Source organism: Roseibium sp. (assembly GCF_025698965.1).
Lineage (GTDB): Bacteria > Pseudomonadota > Alphaproteobacteria > Rhizobiales > Stappiaceae > Roseibium.
The window spans coordinates 15552-30333 of record NZ_JAILWL010000002.1 but is presented as its reverse complement, the minus strand read 5'-3'; the positions used below and the strand labels follow the sequence as shown (position 1 = coordinate 30333).

Genomic DNA, 14782 nt, shown 5'->3' with positions numbered 1-14782 from the left:
ATGAGTGACCAACTTCAAAAACAACTCAAGGTCAGTGCCGACGAAGAGGATCGGGAGCTCAAGGGTGCCGAACGCGCTGCGGTCCTCCTGCTTGCGCTGGGAGAGTCTCACGGTGCCCCGATCTGGCAGAAGCTGGACGAGATTGAAGTTCGCCAGGTGTCAGCCGCCATGGCCAATCTCGGTCCGGTTACACCCAATATGCTTGAAGACCTCTTCAAGGATTTTGTCCGGCGCGTCAGCTCCAACGGAGCCTTGACGGGCAACGTGGACGCAACCGAGCGTCTGCTCACCAGTTTTCTGCCTGGCGACAAAGTTTCCATCATCATGGAAGAAATCCGCGGACCTGCGGGCCGCAACATGTGGGAGAAGCTTTCCAACGTTCAGGAAAACGTGCTCGCCAATTACCTGAAGAACGAATACCCGCAAACCGTCGCCGTGGTGTTGTCCAAGATCAATTCCGATCATGCTGCCCGTGTTCTCGGTATCCTGCCGGAAGAGCTCGCCCTTGAGGTGGTAAGCCGGATGCTGCGCATGGATGCAGTCCAGAAGGAAGTCCTGGAAAAGGTGGAGCAGACACTCAGGGTCGAGTTCATGTCGAACCTGACCAACACCTCTCGTCGGGACAGCCACGAGATGATGGCCGACATCTTCAACAATTTCGATCGACAGACCGAAGCGCGTTTCCTGGCGGCTCTTGAAGAAGACAACCGCGAGGCAGCGGACCGGATCAAAACGCTGATGTTCACCTTCGACGATTTGTTGAAGCTGGACGCGGCCAGCTGTCAGACGCTGTTGCGCCATGTCGAAAAGGACCAGCTTGCGATTGCTCTGAAAGGGTCGACCGACACCGCCCGGGAGTTCTTCTTCGGCAACATGTCCTCCCGCGCGGCCAAGTTGCTGGAAGACGATATGGATGCCCTGGGACCAGTGCGCTTGCGGGATGTCGATGAGGCTCAAACGAGCATGGTGAACAAGGCCAAGGACCTGGCAGCCAAGGGCGAGATCATGATCTCCAAGTCCAAGGGCGAGGATGAAATTATCTACTGATGCGGCAGACGGCAGGTATCTACAACAGCATGGGCAGCATGACAAACCCATCCAAATTTCTCTTCAATGTCGACTTTTCCGAGCCGGAGGAGCCGGAAGTGGTTGCACCGCTTGAACCGGAGATCCCGATGATCGCCGTTGCGGATCACGAAAAACTTTTGGCGGACGCCAGAGCGCAAGCCTTTGAAGAGGGCAGGGTCAAGGCGCTGCAGGATCTGCAGACCAAGCAGGAAACATTGCTGACGGCTGAAGTGGATCGTCTCGTTGATGCTGTGTTGCAGGTTGTTCAGACTTTGGATGAAGAGCAGGCCGGCAGGGAACAGGATGCCATCAGCCTCGCATTTCTTGTGGCTAGACGCCTTTGCGGCCATCTGATCGCACGTCAACCGCTGGCGGAGACGGTGGCTTTGGTGTCAGAATGTCTCGGACCGCTGCGTAAAGCTCCGCATCTTGTGATCCGTATCGCGGAACGGGATGTCGATGCTCTGAAGGCACAGGTGGACCCGATCGTGCACGAAAAAGGCTTCGAAGGCCGTCTCGTGATCCTGGGGGAGCCTGAAATCGATCGTGGGGACTGCCACATCGAATGGGCCGATGGCGGGATCAAGCGTGACCGGAGAGCGCTCGAGGGCGAAATCGATACGAACATCAAAGCCTATTTGCGCGCTCGTGGCACGGCCAAAAAAGCTAAAACGTCCGACACGTCGGCGAAAAAGGATACTGACGTATGAGCGACGAACAAGACACAAACATCCCGCTGGACGAGCTGGAAGTTCCCCAGCGCAGTCTTGAAGACGAGGATATACAGGCGCCGCAGTCTGCGGCCGATCTGGAAGCCGTGTTCGATGTACCGGTTCGGATTTCGGCCGTACTCGGACATTCCAAAATGCATGTCTCTGATCTTTTGAAACTGGCTTCCGGCACCGTACTGGAACTCGACCGGAAGGTTGGTGAAGCCATCGACATCTATGTGAACGACCGGCTTGTGGCCCGTGGAGAAGTTGTCCTTGTGGAGGACAAGCTCGGGGTGACCATGACCGAAATTATCAAGACTGACCGATAGGAAGGCTAACGAATGCGCCTGTTAATTGTCGGAACCCTGGGCGGCCAGCTATCGACGGCATCGAAAATCGCGATGCAAGGTGGGGCACAAGTCACCCATGCGGAAGATATCGAAGGAGCCTTGAAAGTGCTTCGCTCGGGCCGCGGGGCGGATCTGATGATGGTCGAAGTCCATCTCGATATCGCCGGGCTCATTGCCAAGCTCCAAAATGAGCGTGTGCATGTTCCTGTGGTTGCGTGCGGTGTGGAGACTGACGCCCAGGCAGCCGTTTCCGCTATCCGTGCTGGAGCCAAGGAATATATTCCGCTGCCGCCCGATCCGGAGATGATCGCGGCCGTGATTGCAGCGGTTGCACAGGAGCGCGGCGACCTGATTTACCGCGACGAAGCCATGGCGTCGGTCGTCAGGCTGGCGGAGCAGGTTGCGCCGTCAGAAGCCTCGGTGCTGATTACCGGCGAGTCCGGCACGGGTAAGGAAGTGATCGCCCGTCATGTTCACAAGTGTTCCAACCGGGCTTCAAAGCCGTTCATCTCGATCAACTGTGCTGCGATTCCGGAGCAACTGCTGGAATCGGAACTGTTCGGGCATGAGAAGGGCGCATTCACAGGTGCGGTTGCCCGCAGGATCGGCAAATTCGAAGAGGCGGATGGCGGAACGTTGCTGCTCGACGAGATTTCCGAAATGGACGTGCGACTGCAGGCCAAATTGCTGCGTGCCATTCAGGAGCGTGTGATCGACCGTGTCGGCGGAACCCGACCTGTACCGGTGAATATTCGTATCCTTGCGACGTCCAACCGCGATCTGGCGGAAAGTGTGCGCGAAGGGCAATTTCGGGAAGATCTTCTCTTCCGCCTGAATGTGGTGAACTTGAAATTGCCGTCGCTGCGTGAACGCCCGGCGGATATCATGGAACTCGCGCAGTTTTTCATCACGCATTATTCAGAAGCCAATGGTGTTCCCGTCCGCCCCCTGTCCGTGGAGGCACGTCAGGCACTTATGGCCAATCCCTGGCCGGGCAATGTCCGCGAGCTGGAGAACACCATCCACCGGGCCATCCTTCTGGCCTCGGGCATGGAGATCGGGGTTGATGCGATCCGAATGCCGGATGGCACGCCGTTGACGGTTTCCAGAGGGCCGGCTGAAAAGGCCGCCCAGACTGCGGAAGCTGTTGCAAGGTCGTTTGTTGGCCGGACAGTGGCTGATGTGGAACGGGATCTGATTCTCGATACGCTGGATCATTGCCTTGGCAATCGAACGCATGCTGCAAAAATTCTGGGTATCTCGATCCGTACGCTGCGCAACAAACTGAATCAGTATACCGATGATGGGATTAGCGTTCCGGGACCGGGCGAAGCACGGATCTGAACGTAAGAATTGACAAGGGGCTGGCGCCTGAACTCTGGAAAATAAGGCGCCAATAGGAGACCGGACCAGGGAATGTCGGACACGACAGCAGGCGGACAAGATAAAGCACCGGCTCCCACTGGGGAGCAGCAGGCGCTGGCAGAGCAGCCTGGCGCCGTCGCGTCCGCTCTTCCAAGTCTTCAGGATTTGGTCGATACCCTGCGCAAAGGCGACATCGGCCTTGCGACAGGCATTCTCGTTATCCTGACACTCCTGATCCTGCCGATGCCGCCGGTGATGCTGGACATGTTTCTGGCGGTCTCGATCATTTTTTCGGTCTTGATCCTGATGACCGGTCTCTTCATTCAAAAGCCCCTGGAATTTTCCTCGTTTCCAACCGTTCTTCTGATCGCGACCATGTTGCGCCTTGGTTTGAACATTGCGTCCACGCGCCTGATCCTCGCCAATGGACATGAGGGAACAGCGGCTGCGGGAAACGTCATTCAGTCCTTTGGCAATCTCGTCATGGGCGGAAATTTCGTTATCGGGATCATCGTGTTCGCGATCCTGGTGATCGTGAACTTCGTCGTCATCACCAAGGGTTCCGGCCGTATCGCAGAAGTCGCAGCGCGTTTTACACTGGACGCGATGCCTGGCAAGCAGATGGCGATCGATGCAGACCTTTCAGCGGGTCTCATCGATGAAGCGGAAGCCAAATCCCGACGCAAGGCGCTGGAGGATGAAAGTTCGTTTTTCGGTGCCATGGACGGTGCCTCGAAATTCGTCCGTGGTGACGCGATTGCAGGCCTGCTGATCACCTTCATCAACATTCTCGGCGGTATTTTCATCGGTGTCGCCCAGATGGATCTGAGCTTTTCCGAAGCCGCCAACAATTACACGCTGCTGACCATCGGCGATGGCCTGGTCTCCCAGATCCCGGCACTGATTGTCTCGACCGCGGCAGGTCTTCTGGTGTCGAAAGCCGGCGTGCATGGTGCAGCCGACAAGGCGTTGACGAGCCAGTTCACTGGATATCCGAAGGCGCTCGGCATGTCGGCCGCCGTCATGGTGGTTCTGGCCCTTCTGCCGGGAATGCCGATGATACCGTTTTTCAGCCTTGCCGGTCTGGCCGGCTATCTAGCCTATCAGGTTGGTGCGAAGAAGAAGAGGGTAGCGGCGGAGGTTGCCGAGAAAAAGGCCGTCGAAGCCGCACCCAAGCCACCACCCGAGCCACCGATCACCGACGCGCTCAAGATGGACGAACTCAGGATCGAACTTGGCTATGCCTTGCTGCCGCTGATCAACGGCAAGGCGCAAGGAGATGGCGATGTTCTGACCGAGCAGATCAAGGCGCTGCGCCGTCAGGTCGCCGGAGATATGGGGGTTATCATGCCGCCCGTGCGTATCCTGGATAACATTCAGCTTGGAGCCAACGACTACGTCATCAAGGTCAAGGAAGTGGAAGCCGGTCGCGGCATTCTTTACCCGAACCACTATATGGTCATGGATCCGGCTGGCGGTCAGGTGAAACTGCCGGGAACCCATACCACCGAACCGACATTCGGACTGCCGGCAACTTGGGTTGAGGCCCAGTATCGCGAAGATGCGTCGCTGCGCGGTTATACTGTTGTCGATCCTGCGACAGTTCTTTCCACGCATCTGACCGAGACCATCAAGGGCAACATCAGCGAATTGCTGACCTATGGCGATGTCCAGAAACTTCTGAAAGAGCTGCAAGGCGAGCAGGCAAAGTTGGTCGAGGATCTCGTTCCTTCACAAATCACCGTATCCGGCCTTCAGCGCGTCCTGCAGGCGCTGCTCAACGAACGCATTTCTATCCGAGATCTCGGCACGATCCTGGAAGGTGTGTCGGAGGCAACCGGCATGACGCGCAATACCGACACGATTGCAGAGCATGTGCGTACACGGCTCGGGCGTCAGATCTGCGCGGCCAATCTCGCACCGGGCGGCTATCTGCCGTTGATCGCCCTGTCGCCGCGTTGGGAACAGGCCTTCCTTGAGTCCATTGTGGGAGAGGGGGATGACCGCCAGCTTGCCATGCAACCGAGCAAGCTGCAGGAGTTCGTCGGCAAGGTCCGGGATGCATTTGAAGAGGCTGCCCAGCAGGGTGAGGTACCGGTGCTGCTGACGTCTCCGCAGACCAGGCCGTTTGTCCGTTCGATTGTCGAGCGTTTCCGCGCGCACACGACCATCATGAGCCAGGGCGAAGTGCACCCGCGCATCAAGCTGAAAACCATCGGTTCAATCTGACGTCTTGCTGTAGAGCGCTCTATCGCATTCAAACCAGAACACTGACGCGCGACATGACCGCTGTCGGATTGGCGTAAGGGCCGCTGACATTCTGGTTCTGCATCGAAAAGAGAGTTGTTGCCTGCGCGGCTTGAGCGTTGATCGTGCTGAAGTTGTTGGCGATTGTTCGCAGCTGCTTGGATTTTTCCAGCGCGTTGGAACGGCGCGTGCTCCAGCTTTTGTTATAGTCGGACCATGTCGATTTGCGCTGCGAGCGAAACCGATTGTGATAGTCCTTCTGGACGTAATTTCCGACTTTAGGCATGAATGCATCTTTCCTGGATACGGTTCCAGCCTCTCAAGGCGTGGTTAATAACCGGTTAACAGATCGCAATACGCAATTCGGGCACTTGGTGTCGTCGCTCTGTCCTGATATGGCCTGATTGCTGACAACAGGTTGGAGATATCATGAGCGGGCAAATGCTTGATATGAATGGCTATACGGATGTTCCTGACGGCAAGATTGCGTTTGTCGTCACTTATCTGGAAATGCTGGAGGGCCCTTCTTCACCGCTCGCGCCGCCACGAGATGACATCATGCTTGAGCGTTGGCGGGCGCCGGAGCCAGCAGACTACAAAAAACTGTTCCGGGAGGTCGGGGAGGACTGGATCTGGTTCAGTCGCTTGACGCTTGAAGAAACTGATCTTGCGAAACTGCTGAGCGAACCGACACGGGAAAATTACCGACCGGTCATCAACGGCGAGGCGGTGGGTACGCTGGAGCTTGATTTTTCCGATCCCGCCGAACCCGAACTTGCCTATTTCGGTCTGACGCCCGGGGCAATCGGCGGCGGCGTCGGCCGCTGGCTGATGGCACAGGCACTTGAGATCGCCTGGTCGCGTACTGAAACCAAACGGCTTTGGTTGCATACCTGTACCGGCGACAGTCCCCAGGCAATGAAATTTTACATGTCCTGTGGCTTCCAGCCCTACAAACGGGCAATCGAGGTGACCGACGATCCGCGGCTCGCCGGCGTGTACCCCGTAGACAAGGCGTTACATGTTCCTCTGATTGGATAACGCGTTTCGTGTGTTCAGCGCAGCTTTAAGCGCTGAGCTTCACTCTTTCAGGAAACGCTTCCGCAATCGCCTGCCGGTTTGCAGAGAGCACGCCACGCTCGGTGATCAGGCCTGAAACCAGCCGAGCCGGGGTAACGTCGAATGCCGGGTTGGCGACTTCGGAACCATCGGCGACGATGCTGATGGTCTCGATGGCCCCGCTTCTGGAACGACCGGTCATGTGGCTGACTTCCTCACCGCTGCGTTCCTCGATCGGGATCTCCCGGATGCCGTCAGAGAGCGAAAAGTCGATGGTCGGGGAGGGCAAGGCCACATAGAAGGGCACATTGTTGTCCCGGGCTGCGAGCGCCTTCAGATAAGTGCCGATCTTGTTGCAGACATCGCCCGTGGCCGTCGTGCGGTCGGTGCCGGTGATGACCATGTCCACTTCACCGTGTTGCATCAGATGGCCACCGGCATTGTCAACGATGACCGTATGCGGAACACCGTGATGGCCAAGTTCCCAGGCCGTCAGGAAGGCTCCCTGGTTTCTTGGGCGGGTTTCGTCTACCCAGACGTGAACCGGAATGCCGCCTTCATGGGACATGTAAATCGGGGCAGTTGCCGTGCCCCAATCGACTGTCGCCAGCCAACCGGCATTGCAATGCGTGAGAATGTTGACCGGTTCGCCCTCACGCTTGGTGCGTGCAACAGCGGCGATCAACTCCATGCCGTGCATACCGATCGCCATGTTGATGGCAATGTCCTCATCGCAGATCTCGTTGGCAAGCGTGAAAGCCGCCACAGCGCGATATTCTGGCGCGACCTGGATAAGGCTTTTGCGAGCTCGATCCAGCGCCCAGTGCAGATTGATGGCAGTTGGGCGTGTTTCCAGGAGCACAGAGCAGGCAGTGTCCAGAGCGTCGTCGGATGAATCCGCGCGCATTGCCAGCGCGACGCCATAAGCGGCTGTCGCGCCGATCAGAGGTGCGCCACGAACCTGCATGACGCGAATTGCGTGCGCCGCGTCTTCCATCGTGTGAAGTTTAGTGATTTCAAAAGCATAGGGGAATTTGGTCTGATCGATGATCTCGACACTTTCACCGTCTTTCGCGAGCCAGATCGTGCGATATTTCTTGCCATCCACTTTCATGGTGGAACCTCCTGGAGCGACGCAATATGTCATTGCATACCCCAAGAGCGCGGCACAAACCAGCACCGCTGACTGGCTTCAGGGTTAAAAATCTCTTAAGATTCATTAACCAAGTTTGGATCATTGCCAGTGGATAGCGGGGTGGAACGGCCTTCAGGTTGTTTCGTACCGGTCTGAGTCAGTTAAGACTCGATTCACCAAAGGCATAAAAACGGAGTCAGGCGCCTCATGTCTGAAATGCAGGATAACGTTGTTCCACATACGCGCATGCGATCCCTGCGGGATGCGATCCGCAAGGTTCAGCTCGGTGAAGTTGAGCGGTCGGATGTGGTGGTGGAGCTGCAGGACACTGAAAGAGCGCGGCTCGACATGCTTGCCGACGAGCTGAAGGATGTCTTCAAGGAGATCCCCGAAGACGACGACCAGTTCTCGTTGCAGATCATTGCCGGATCGACACCGCGCCTTTGGATTGATGCCACCAGTCACGTCGCGGTTGGCGGGGATCGCCGTACCTATCGTTTCCTCAAGGATACCCGGCTGGGACGTGTGGTCATTCTGGAAACGGCCAATATCGACGACATGGCCGACTGTCTGACCGAGTATATCGCCGAACGGGTCATCGAGCGGGAAAAGGCTCTTGAGGGTGATTGGCTCAACAACCGCCTGCGTCAGGTCGCGCTTGATTCCAAGGTTGTGCGGGTCAAGGAAAGCCGGACGCCGTGGCTTGCGGTTGCCGGTGCCTTCGGGATTGGCATTGCAGCCGGCATCATGGGTCTTATAGCCTTTGCCTGGTTTGCCAACCCGCTTTGAGACCGTAGCCCGAAATACGTGCCGGATCAGTCACGATCTGATTTGCCTTGAGCGCCCGGCATCGTTGGCCCCAGCCATCTTCGATTGCACATTCTAACTTGCAGGCAGCGCTGACAGGCGGCCGTTCGGAACCGCTACGTCGCGTTCACGCATTAGCTTCACCGGTGTGTTCGGGGCTTCGAAACCGTGTTCTTCCATGCGGCAGGACCAGCCGTCATTTGTTTTTTCGATCCTGAACAGATTGTAGCGGGCCGCCGGATGCTTGCCTCCGGGCGCGCTGGTTGCCGACGGAACGCCGACGACCGGGACCGGGCCATGCGGTCCGTCGATCACTTCAAAACTGTCGATATGGGTATGGCCATGCAGGATCAGTTCCGCGCCGGCACGCTTGACCACGGTTCGAACTCTTGAGGCATCCGACAGACGCTTGTGCCATCTTGTGGCATGCTTGAAAGGTGGGTGATGCAGCATGACGACCCGGAAGAGGCCTTCCTTGCCCAGTTCTTCCAGGGTTGCGCGCAATCGTTTGCTCTGTTCACTGCCGACGCGTCCTGTTGCAAACCAGGGGGCACTGGCGCGACCGGTGGTGACACCGATCAAGGCAATGTCTCCCCGCCTGCGGACATAGGGAAAGGTGGCTTCAGAGCGCTGGTCCCTTGCCGGCTCGGTGCTGGCGTCGTCTGCGCACATATACGGCCACCAGGCGGTGCGCGCTTTGCGCACGGCGCCGGGAACATAGGCGTCATGATTTCCGGGAACGACCGAAACCTGGTCCGGGGCGCCAATCTCTTCCAACCAGTTACGCGCACCGGTAATTTCAAGCGGCAGTGCAATGTTCACCAGATCGCCGGTGACGGCGATGTGGTCTGGTGCTTTGGCCTTCATGTCGTCGACCAGTTGCTCCAGATAGTTTGCACCCATGATCTTGGAGCGGTTTCGCTGCCAGTTCATGTAGCCGAGAATACGCTTTGAAAAGAGCTGTAGAAGCTTGGGGTCCGGCAACGGGCCGAGATGCGGGTCGGAAAGATGCGCGAGCGTGAACATAAGGGCGCATCTTCAAATCAAAAAGCGCCGCGTCAAGAAAAAACGCGGCGCTCTAAAGGCAGAACACAGTTTTTTGCGGAGATCAGGCCTTGGGCTTGACCTTGCTATTGAAAGCCGGCGCTCGCTTGACTGCCTTGGCAGTATTGCTTTCTGCGGAGCGCGTGGTTTCGCGCAGCGTCGCATTTACAACATTCACGAGTCCGAACATATCGGTCCTCCGCTTTGCGTTGCTTCCGAACCTTAGTTGGTCGGGAAAGTTGTCAGGGACGCAGCAATGCGCGGATTGCTGAGGTCAACAGCCGGTTTCCACTGGTAGTGGGACGTGCGGCGGCGGCGTTTTCCAAACAGTGCGTTCAACATTGGGATTTTCCTTTCAAAAGAAAGGCAGGCAACGTGTCTGCCTTCGAATTCATCATGTTGCCTGTTATATATGCACGCTTGGGACGAAGGAGGAGCGTTATTCTAGCGTAGCTGCCCTGCGGGGAATGCATGGGTTAACAAGCTCTTTCTTCAAGAAATGGTGGTTTAAGATTTAGCAAATGCTGAGGATTTTTTCTTTGCTCCCCAAGCAATGGACGAAACGTCTTGTTCAGGGGGCGGGCCTTGTCCGCAACCCGTATACGCTCGGGGTCAGAGTAATTGTCGAGGATGAGCTGAAAAGAGTGCTCCTGGTCCATCACAGTTATCTCCCCGGCTGGTATCTGCCGGGTGGAGGGGTGGAAGGCGGGGAGACGCTTGATGAGGCCGCATGCCGTGAGGTGCGCGAAGAGGCGGGCATCGTTGCCGACAATAATCCGACGCTCTTGAACATGTATCTGAATGAGGAGGCGACCGGGCGGGACCATGTCGGCCTGTTTTATCTTTCAGCCTGGCAAAAGGCGGACAATTTCCTGAAACCGAATACCGAAATTGTCGAGGCGGCCTTTTTTGCGCTGGATGCGTTGCCGGCCGATTTAAGCAAGGCAACATCCCGCCGGCTTGATGAACACCGAAACGGCGCATTTCCGGCAGGCGGCAGATGGTGAGCCTGCTGTCTGCAGGCTCCACCGGCCCGTCAGGCCAGTCAGCCTTGTGCGAAGGTCAAGCTGCCGGTTTTAGCCGATCGCGATTATGGGGTTGAAGGAAGTCGATTTCCGGTCCGACTGGAACAATCCGGTGTGGATTGATGCTTTCGTGGGACCCGAAATAGTGATGCTTGATCGTCGGCATATCCACGGTCTCCGCAATGCCCGGCATCTGATAGAGATCAAGCAGGTAGTTCCATAGGTTCGGATAATCAACGATCCGGCGGATGTTGCACTTGAAATGACTGACATAGACCGGGTCAAAACGAACCAGCGTCGTGAACAGGCGCCAGTCGGCCTCGGTCAACCTGTCGCCCATCAAGTAGCGCTTGTCAGACAGCAAGCCTTCCAGAAAATCCAGAGTTTCAAACAGGGCCTGAACGGCTTCCTCATAGGCTTCCTGGCTTGTTGCGAACCCGGACTTGTAAACGCCGTTGTTGACCGTGTGATAAATGCGCTCGTTGATCGTGTCGATTCGGCTGCGAAGATCCTCCGGATAGAAATCGAGCGAAGACCCGGTCACATCGTCAAAGGCGGAATTGAACATCCTGATAATTTCAGAAGATTCGTTGCTGACGATCGTGTTCTGATGTTTGTCCCAAAGGATCGGAACGGTTGCCCGGCCGGTATAGTGCGGATCAGCCTTTGCATAGATGTTCCACGCGTATTGGGCGCCTGTAACCGGTTCCTGTTCGCCAAACTCCCAGCCGTTCTCCAGCATCAACGGCTGAACGGCGGTCACCGGTATCAGATCTTCCAGTCCCTTCAGTTTACGGAAGACCAGCGTGCGGTGTGCCCACGGGCAGGCGTAGGAGACAAACAGGTGGTAGCGGTCGGCCTCTGCCTTGAAGCCACCGTCGCCGCTCGGCCCAACCGACCCGTCAGCGGTGATCCAGTTCCTGAAAGAAGCGTCTTTGCGGACAAAACGTCCGCCAGTTGATTTTGTTTCATACCAGACGTCTTTCCAGACACCATCGACCAGCAATCCCATCGTGAACTCCCTTGATCTGCCTTCCTGGTAGGTTGTGCGCTGTTCGTGAAAATCAATCAACTGAATGCAGTGTTCGCAATCGCTGAACAATTTCGGAGGTCCGGTCATGACAAAAAAGCACTGGACCGAAAGAAGTTGGCGTGGTAACCGCTTTGCCTCATAAATGAACTACCGGTGACTTGAAAGTTACCGGCGTATCGACGAGACAGGTTTCCATGACCTCAGGTCTGACACTCCGACGACGAACCAGCCGACGAGAAAGCTCTCGTTCGCTCCGTCGCGGCTGACCTGATCCCGGAATTTCGATAAATACATTCGGGCTAGTGGCAGGCGCGCTTTTTTAAAAAGATCGCTTTTCAGGAACTGCCACATGAAACAGACCACATGGGTCATCAGGCTCGAAGACACCTCCGACAATACTGCTATTGAAGACCTTCAAGCCGAGGCATTTGGACCCGGCCGGTTTGCGCGGACCGCATTTCGCATACGGGAAAACGTTCCACATCGGCCAGACTTGTCCTTTGTCGGTCTGGCAGGCTCTCAGATCGCAGGGTCCATTCGGTTGTCACCGATCCAGATCGGCGAGACCGAAGCGCTGCTTCTTGGGCCGCTGACCGTATCTCCCAACTTCAAGAACCGGGGTCTTGGAAAGGCGCTGCTGCGCACAGCAATGGATGAAGCTGCAACTGCAGGCGACAAGGTCGTGCTTCTAGTCGGCGACGCTCCCTATTACAGCCCCTTCGGCTTTCAGCAGGTCCCTTTCGGCCAGATCACTTTGCCGGGTCCGGTCGACCCGGCCCGGTTGCTCGTGGCCGCCCTGAATGGGGCAACCATGCCGACAGGAGCGGTTCACGGCGGGGCAGGGCCGGGGCGCTAACGCCCCTCGCGATACCAGGTCAGCGAAAGTGCCCCCAGCAGTAACGCCAAGCCGAGAAGGCCGATCATCAGCGGATAGCGGTCGACACCGTTCAGAATGCTCGCTTCGGTGGCTTTCAGACCGATCCAGCCATTACCCGCATAATTCGCTGACTGGCGCATGGACACGACCCTTGGAACGTCCAGTCCTCCTCCAACGTCTCTCAGACGCTGGGTCGCCCCTCCGGTTGCCTCGCTGATCGGTTCCAGCACTTCCGTTGTCGAAAGAACATCGGTGTATTCACGCGGGTTTTGTGGTCCGACATGAATAAGCGCGCTCATTTCTCCATCCGAAACGGAATGAAGTCCAGTTTCGCCGACCGGCATGGCACCGCGCCACAGGCCTGGATCCTGCTCACTCATGGTGATTTCCGTCTGCTCTCCTGTCGGAGCGATAACGATGACATCTCCGACGCTGTCTCCGAGCGTCTGGCGTTCCACCACCAGCTCATTGCCCAGGAGAGAAACGTTCAGGGCTTCTTCCTCCAGATCGGGTTCCTGCATCAGCCAGTGCGCCAGGCGCCGTAGCAGGGGGACATGCGGCCCCCCACCTTCAAAACCGCGAGCCCAGAGCCAGACGTGATCGGAGAGCAACATTGCGACCCGGCCTTCACCTTCACGGTTCAACACCAGAAGCGGGGTTTCGCTTGGCCCGGACATGAGCTGCTGACCCGCATCCAGTTCCGTATCGACTGCCCGGAACCAACGGCTCCAGGCCGGAGGTTCCTGTTCCGAACCGGGCAGGCCCCTGGTTACGGGATGTCTTTCACCCAGGCTGGCCAGTGTGGCGTGGAAAGGTTGCTCGAGGATCGCTCCGGTTGGCCGGGCCGGCAGAATAGGCGCCAGCGGTGTTCTGTACAGACTACCGGTCTCGGCATAGTCCGGACCACCGGCCAGCAGCACGGCACCGCCATCGCGAACATAACGGGCTATGTTGTCGAAATAGAGCATCGGCAATACGCCGCGCCGGACATAGCGGTCGAAAATGATCAGATCGAATTCGTCGATTTTCACCGAGAACAGTTCGCGTGTCGGGAAGGCGATCAGGGACAGTTGATTGATCGGTGTGCCGTCCTGCTTCTCCGGTGGGCGTAAAATTGTGAAATGGACCAGATCGACCGAAGCATCCGATTTCAGTAGATTGCGCCAGGTGCGTTCCCCGGCATGGGGGGACCCGGATACCAGCAGGACGCGCAGGTTTTCCCGAATGCCGTCTATCGTGACCACGGCGCGATTGTTCAATGTGGTGAGTTCATCTGCCAGGGTATCGGCTTCAAACTCGAAGATATTGTCGCCGCCATGCGCGATTTCGACGGGGATGTCGATTTTTTCACCTGTGCGCGCCATACGCTCGCTGACGACATTACCGTCCCGTTTCACGGTGAGGCGCACCTGATCTCCGGGACCGGTACCCTGGCCTTGATCGACAACGGTCAGGCTCACTGTCTGCTCCGAGCCGACCAGCCCAAATCTCGGCGCCTTGTCGAGCACGATGCGGCGGTCGCGTTCGTCCGAGGTTCCCGTGATCAGGCCGTGGACCGGAGCGTCAAAGCCAAGAGCGCCCGCGTTTTCGGGAATGTCGTGGATTTGGCCATCGCTGACAATTACTGCACCGCCCACCCGCTCAGGAGGCACATCCGCGAGGCCATTTGTGAGTGTCTGGAACACTTGCGTTCCATTGCCCGCACCAGAGTTTCTGGCTTCGAGAACGCGCAGGTCAAATCCGTCCAGAGCCTCGATCCTGCTCTGGATTTCCGCAGCTGCCTGGTCGGTGGTGGTTTCTCTTTCGGCCAGGCGCTGGCTCTGACTTTTGTCGACAATCAGCGCGACGACACTAGACAAGGGTTCGCGATCCTCGCGCTCGATGGCCGGGTTGGCCAGGGCGAACAGGAGGAGCGCCATTGTGAACGAGCGCAGGACCCATCCGCGCAGTCTCAGGAAGCCGGAAAGGCCCGACAGCAGGACGGCCACCGCGATGCCTGTGGCGAGTGCCCAGAGTGGAAGCAGGGGATCAAAGGAGAGAGACCAGACCATCAGCGCTC

Annotated in this window: 15 protein-coding genes; 9 read left to right on the top strand and 6 right to left on the bottom strand. The window is 57.4% G+C overall.

Annotation, left to right across the window (positions count from 1 at the left end):
- The 5 genes from fliG (at position 1) to flhA (ending at position 5725) form a co-directional block, all read left to right on the top strand.
- The gene (fliG, locus tag K5905_RS00410; protein WP_297578849.1) at positions 1-1047 is read left to right on the top strand and encodes a flagellar motor switch protein FliG; all 1047 of its coding nucleotides are present in this window, start codon (positions 1-3) and stop codon (positions 1045-1047) included.
- On the top strand, positions 1047-1778 hold the full coding sequence (locus K5905_RS00405) for a FliH/SctL family protein (protein WP_297578847.1): 732 nt from the start codon (positions 1047-1049) through the stop codon (positions 1776-1778). The genes fliG and K5905_RS00405 overlap by 1 nt, the downstream gene beginning before the upstream one ends.
- Complete coding sequence (gene fliN, locus K5905_RS00400) at positions 1775-2110, top strand: flagellar motor switch protein FliN (protein ID WP_297578845.1); 336 nt, start codon at positions 1775-1777, stop codon at positions 2108-2110. The genes K5905_RS00405 and fliN overlap by 4 nt, the downstream gene beginning before the upstream one ends.
- Before the next feature lie 12 nt (positions 2111-2122).
- Entirely contained in the window at positions 2123-3475 is a 1353-nt protein-coding gene (locus tag K5905_RS00395; protein ID WP_297578842.1) for a sigma-54 dependent transcriptional regulator, read from the top strand.
- Between the two features lie 72 nt (positions 3476-3547).
- A complete protein-coding gene (gene flhA / locus K5905_RS00390; protein ID WP_297578839.1) occupies positions 3548-5725 on the top strand; it encodes a flagellar biosynthesis protein FlhA in 2178 nt (725 codons plus the stop codon).
- A 28-nt stretch (positions 5726-5753) separates the two neighbouring features.
- On the opposite strand, the gene K5905_RS00385 is transcribed toward flhA, so the two are convergent.
- Positions 5754-6029 (bottom strand): flagellar biosynthesis protein, encoded by a 276-nt coding sequence (locus K5905_RS00385; protein WP_297578837.1) that lies wholly within the window; start codon positions 6027-6029, stop codon positions 5754-5756.
- Between the two features lie 143 nt (positions 6030-6172).
- Here K5905_RS00385 and K5905_RS00380 point away from each other — a divergent pair, with 143 nt between their 5' ends.
- On the top strand, positions 6173-6784 hold the full coding sequence (locus K5905_RS00380; protein ID WP_297578834.1) for a GNAT family N-acetyltransferase: 612 nt from the start codon (positions 6173-6175) through the stop codon (positions 6782-6784).
- A 25-nt stretch (positions 6785-6809) separates the two neighbouring features.
- Here K5905_RS00380 and mtnA read toward each other — a convergent pair whose 3' ends face one another.
- Entirely contained in the window at positions 6810-7916 is a 1107-nt protein-coding gene (gene mtnA, locus K5905_RS00375) for an S-methyl-5-thioribose-1-phosphate isomerase (RefSeq protein ID WP_297578832.1), read from the bottom strand.
- 228 nt (positions 7917-8144) lie between these two features.
- On the opposite strand from mtnA, the gene K5905_RS00370 reads away from it, so the two are divergent.
- Positions 8145-8726 carry a hypothetical protein gene (locus K5905_RS00370; protein ID WP_297578830.1) on the top strand — a complete coding sequence of 194 codons (582 nt, stop codon included), beginning with the start codon at positions 8145-8147 and terminating at the stop codon, positions 8724-8726.
- Positions 8727-8819: 93 nt separating this feature from the next.
- On the opposite strand, the gene K5905_RS00365 is transcribed toward K5905_RS00370, so the two are convergent.
- Both K5905_RS00365 and K5905_RS00360 read right to left on the bottom strand, forming a co-directional pair.
- A complete protein-coding gene (locus K5905_RS00365) occupies positions 8820-9770 on the bottom strand; it encodes a metallophosphoesterase (protein WP_297578828.1) in 951 nt (316 codons plus the stop codon).
- Between the two features lie 82 nt (positions 9771-9852).
- The gene (locus K5905_RS00360; RefSeq protein ID WP_297578826.1) at positions 9853-9978 is read right to left on the bottom strand and encodes a hypothetical protein; all 126 of its coding nucleotides are present in this window, start codon (positions 9976-9978) and stop codon (positions 9853-9855) included.
- 349 nt (positions 9979-10327) lie between these two features.
- On the opposite strand from K5905_RS00360, the gene K5905_RS00355 reads away from it, so the two are divergent.
- Entirely contained in the window at positions 10328-10795 is a 468-nt protein-coding gene (locus tag K5905_RS00355; RefSeq protein ID WP_297578824.1) for an NUDIX domain-containing protein, read from the top strand.
- A 55-nt stretch (positions 10796-10850) separates the two neighbouring features.
- On the opposite strand, the gene K5905_RS00350 is transcribed toward K5905_RS00355, so the two are convergent.
- Entirely contained in the window at positions 10851-11825 is a 975-nt protein-coding gene (locus K5905_RS00350; RefSeq protein ID WP_297578821.1) for a glutathione S-transferase family protein, read from the bottom strand.
- 370 nt (positions 11826-12195) lie between these two features.
- Here K5905_RS00350 and K5905_RS00345 point away from each other — a divergent pair, with 370 nt between their 5' ends.
- Complete coding sequence (locus K5905_RS00345) at positions 12196-12702, top strand: GNAT family N-acetyltransferase (protein ID WP_297578818.1); 507 nt, start codon at positions 12196-12198, stop codon at positions 12700-12702.
- On the opposite strand, the gene K5905_RS00340 is transcribed toward K5905_RS00345, so the two are convergent.
- Complete coding sequence (locus tag K5905_RS00340) at positions 12699-14774, bottom strand: hypothetical protein (protein WP_297578815.1); 2076 nt, start codon at positions 14772-14774, stop codon at positions 12699-12701. The genes K5905_RS00345 and K5905_RS00340 overlap by 4 nt on opposite strands.
- Between the last annotated feature and the right edge of the window lie 8 nt (positions 14775-14782).

What these genes read in the sequence shown, in the direction of transcription:
- fliG (WP_297578849.1), top strand. Translation starts at nt 1, where the DNA reads ATGAGTGACCAACTTCAAAAACAACTCAAGGTCAGTGCCGACGAAGAG.
- K5905_RS00405 (WP_297578847.1), top strand. Translation starts at nt 1,047, where the DNA reads ATGCGGCAGACGGCAGGTATCTACAACAGCATGGGCAGCATGACAAAC.
- fliN (WP_297578845.1), top strand. Translation starts at nt 1,775, where the DNA reads ATGAGCGACGAACAAGACACAAACATCCCGCTGGACGAGCTGGAAGTT.
- K5905_RS00395 (WP_297578842.1), top strand. Translation starts at nt 2,123, where the DNA reads ATGCGCCTGTTAATTGTCGGAACCCTGGGCGGCCAGCTATCGACGGCA.
- flhA (WP_297578839.1), top strand. Translation starts at nt 3,548, where the DNA reads ATGTCGGACACGACAGCAGGCGGACAAGATAAAGCACCGGCTCCCACT.
- K5905_RS00385 (WP_297578837.1), bottom strand. Translation starts at nt 6,029, where the DNA reads ATGCCTAAAGTCGGAAATTACGTCCAGAAGGACTATCACAATCGGTTT.
- K5905_RS00380 (WP_297578834.1), top strand. Translation starts at nt 6,173, where the DNA reads ATGAGCGGGCAAATGCTTGATATGAATGGCTATACGGATGTTCCTGAC.
- mtnA (WP_297578832.1), bottom strand. Translation starts at nt 7,916, where the DNA reads ATGAAAGTGGATGGCAAGAAATATCGCACGATCTGGCTCGCGAAAGAC.
- K5905_RS00370 (WP_297578830.1), top strand. Translation starts at nt 8,145, where the DNA reads ATGTCTGAAATGCAGGATAACGTTGTTCCACATACGCGCATGCGATCC.
- K5905_RS00365 (WP_297578828.1), bottom strand. Translation starts at nt 9,770, where the DNA reads ATGTTCACGCTCGCGCATCTTTCCGACCCGCATCTCGGCCCGTTGCCG.
- K5905_RS00360 (WP_297578826.1), bottom strand. Translation starts at nt 9,978, where the DNA reads ATGTTCGGACTCGTGAATGTTGTAAATGCGACGCTGCGCGAAACCACG.
- K5905_RS00350 (WP_297578821.1), bottom strand. Translation starts at nt 11,825, where the DNA reads ATGGGATTGCTGGTCGATGGTGTCTGGAAAGACGTCTGGTATGAAACA.
- K5905_RS00345 (WP_297578818.1), top strand. Translation starts at nt 12,196, where the DNA reads ATGAAACAGACCACATGGGTCATCAGGCTCGAAGACACCTCCGACAAT.
- K5905_RS00340 (WP_297578815.1), bottom strand. Translation starts at nt 14,774, where the DNA reads ATGGTCTGGTCTCTCTCCTTTGATCCCCTGCTTCCACTCTGGGCACTC.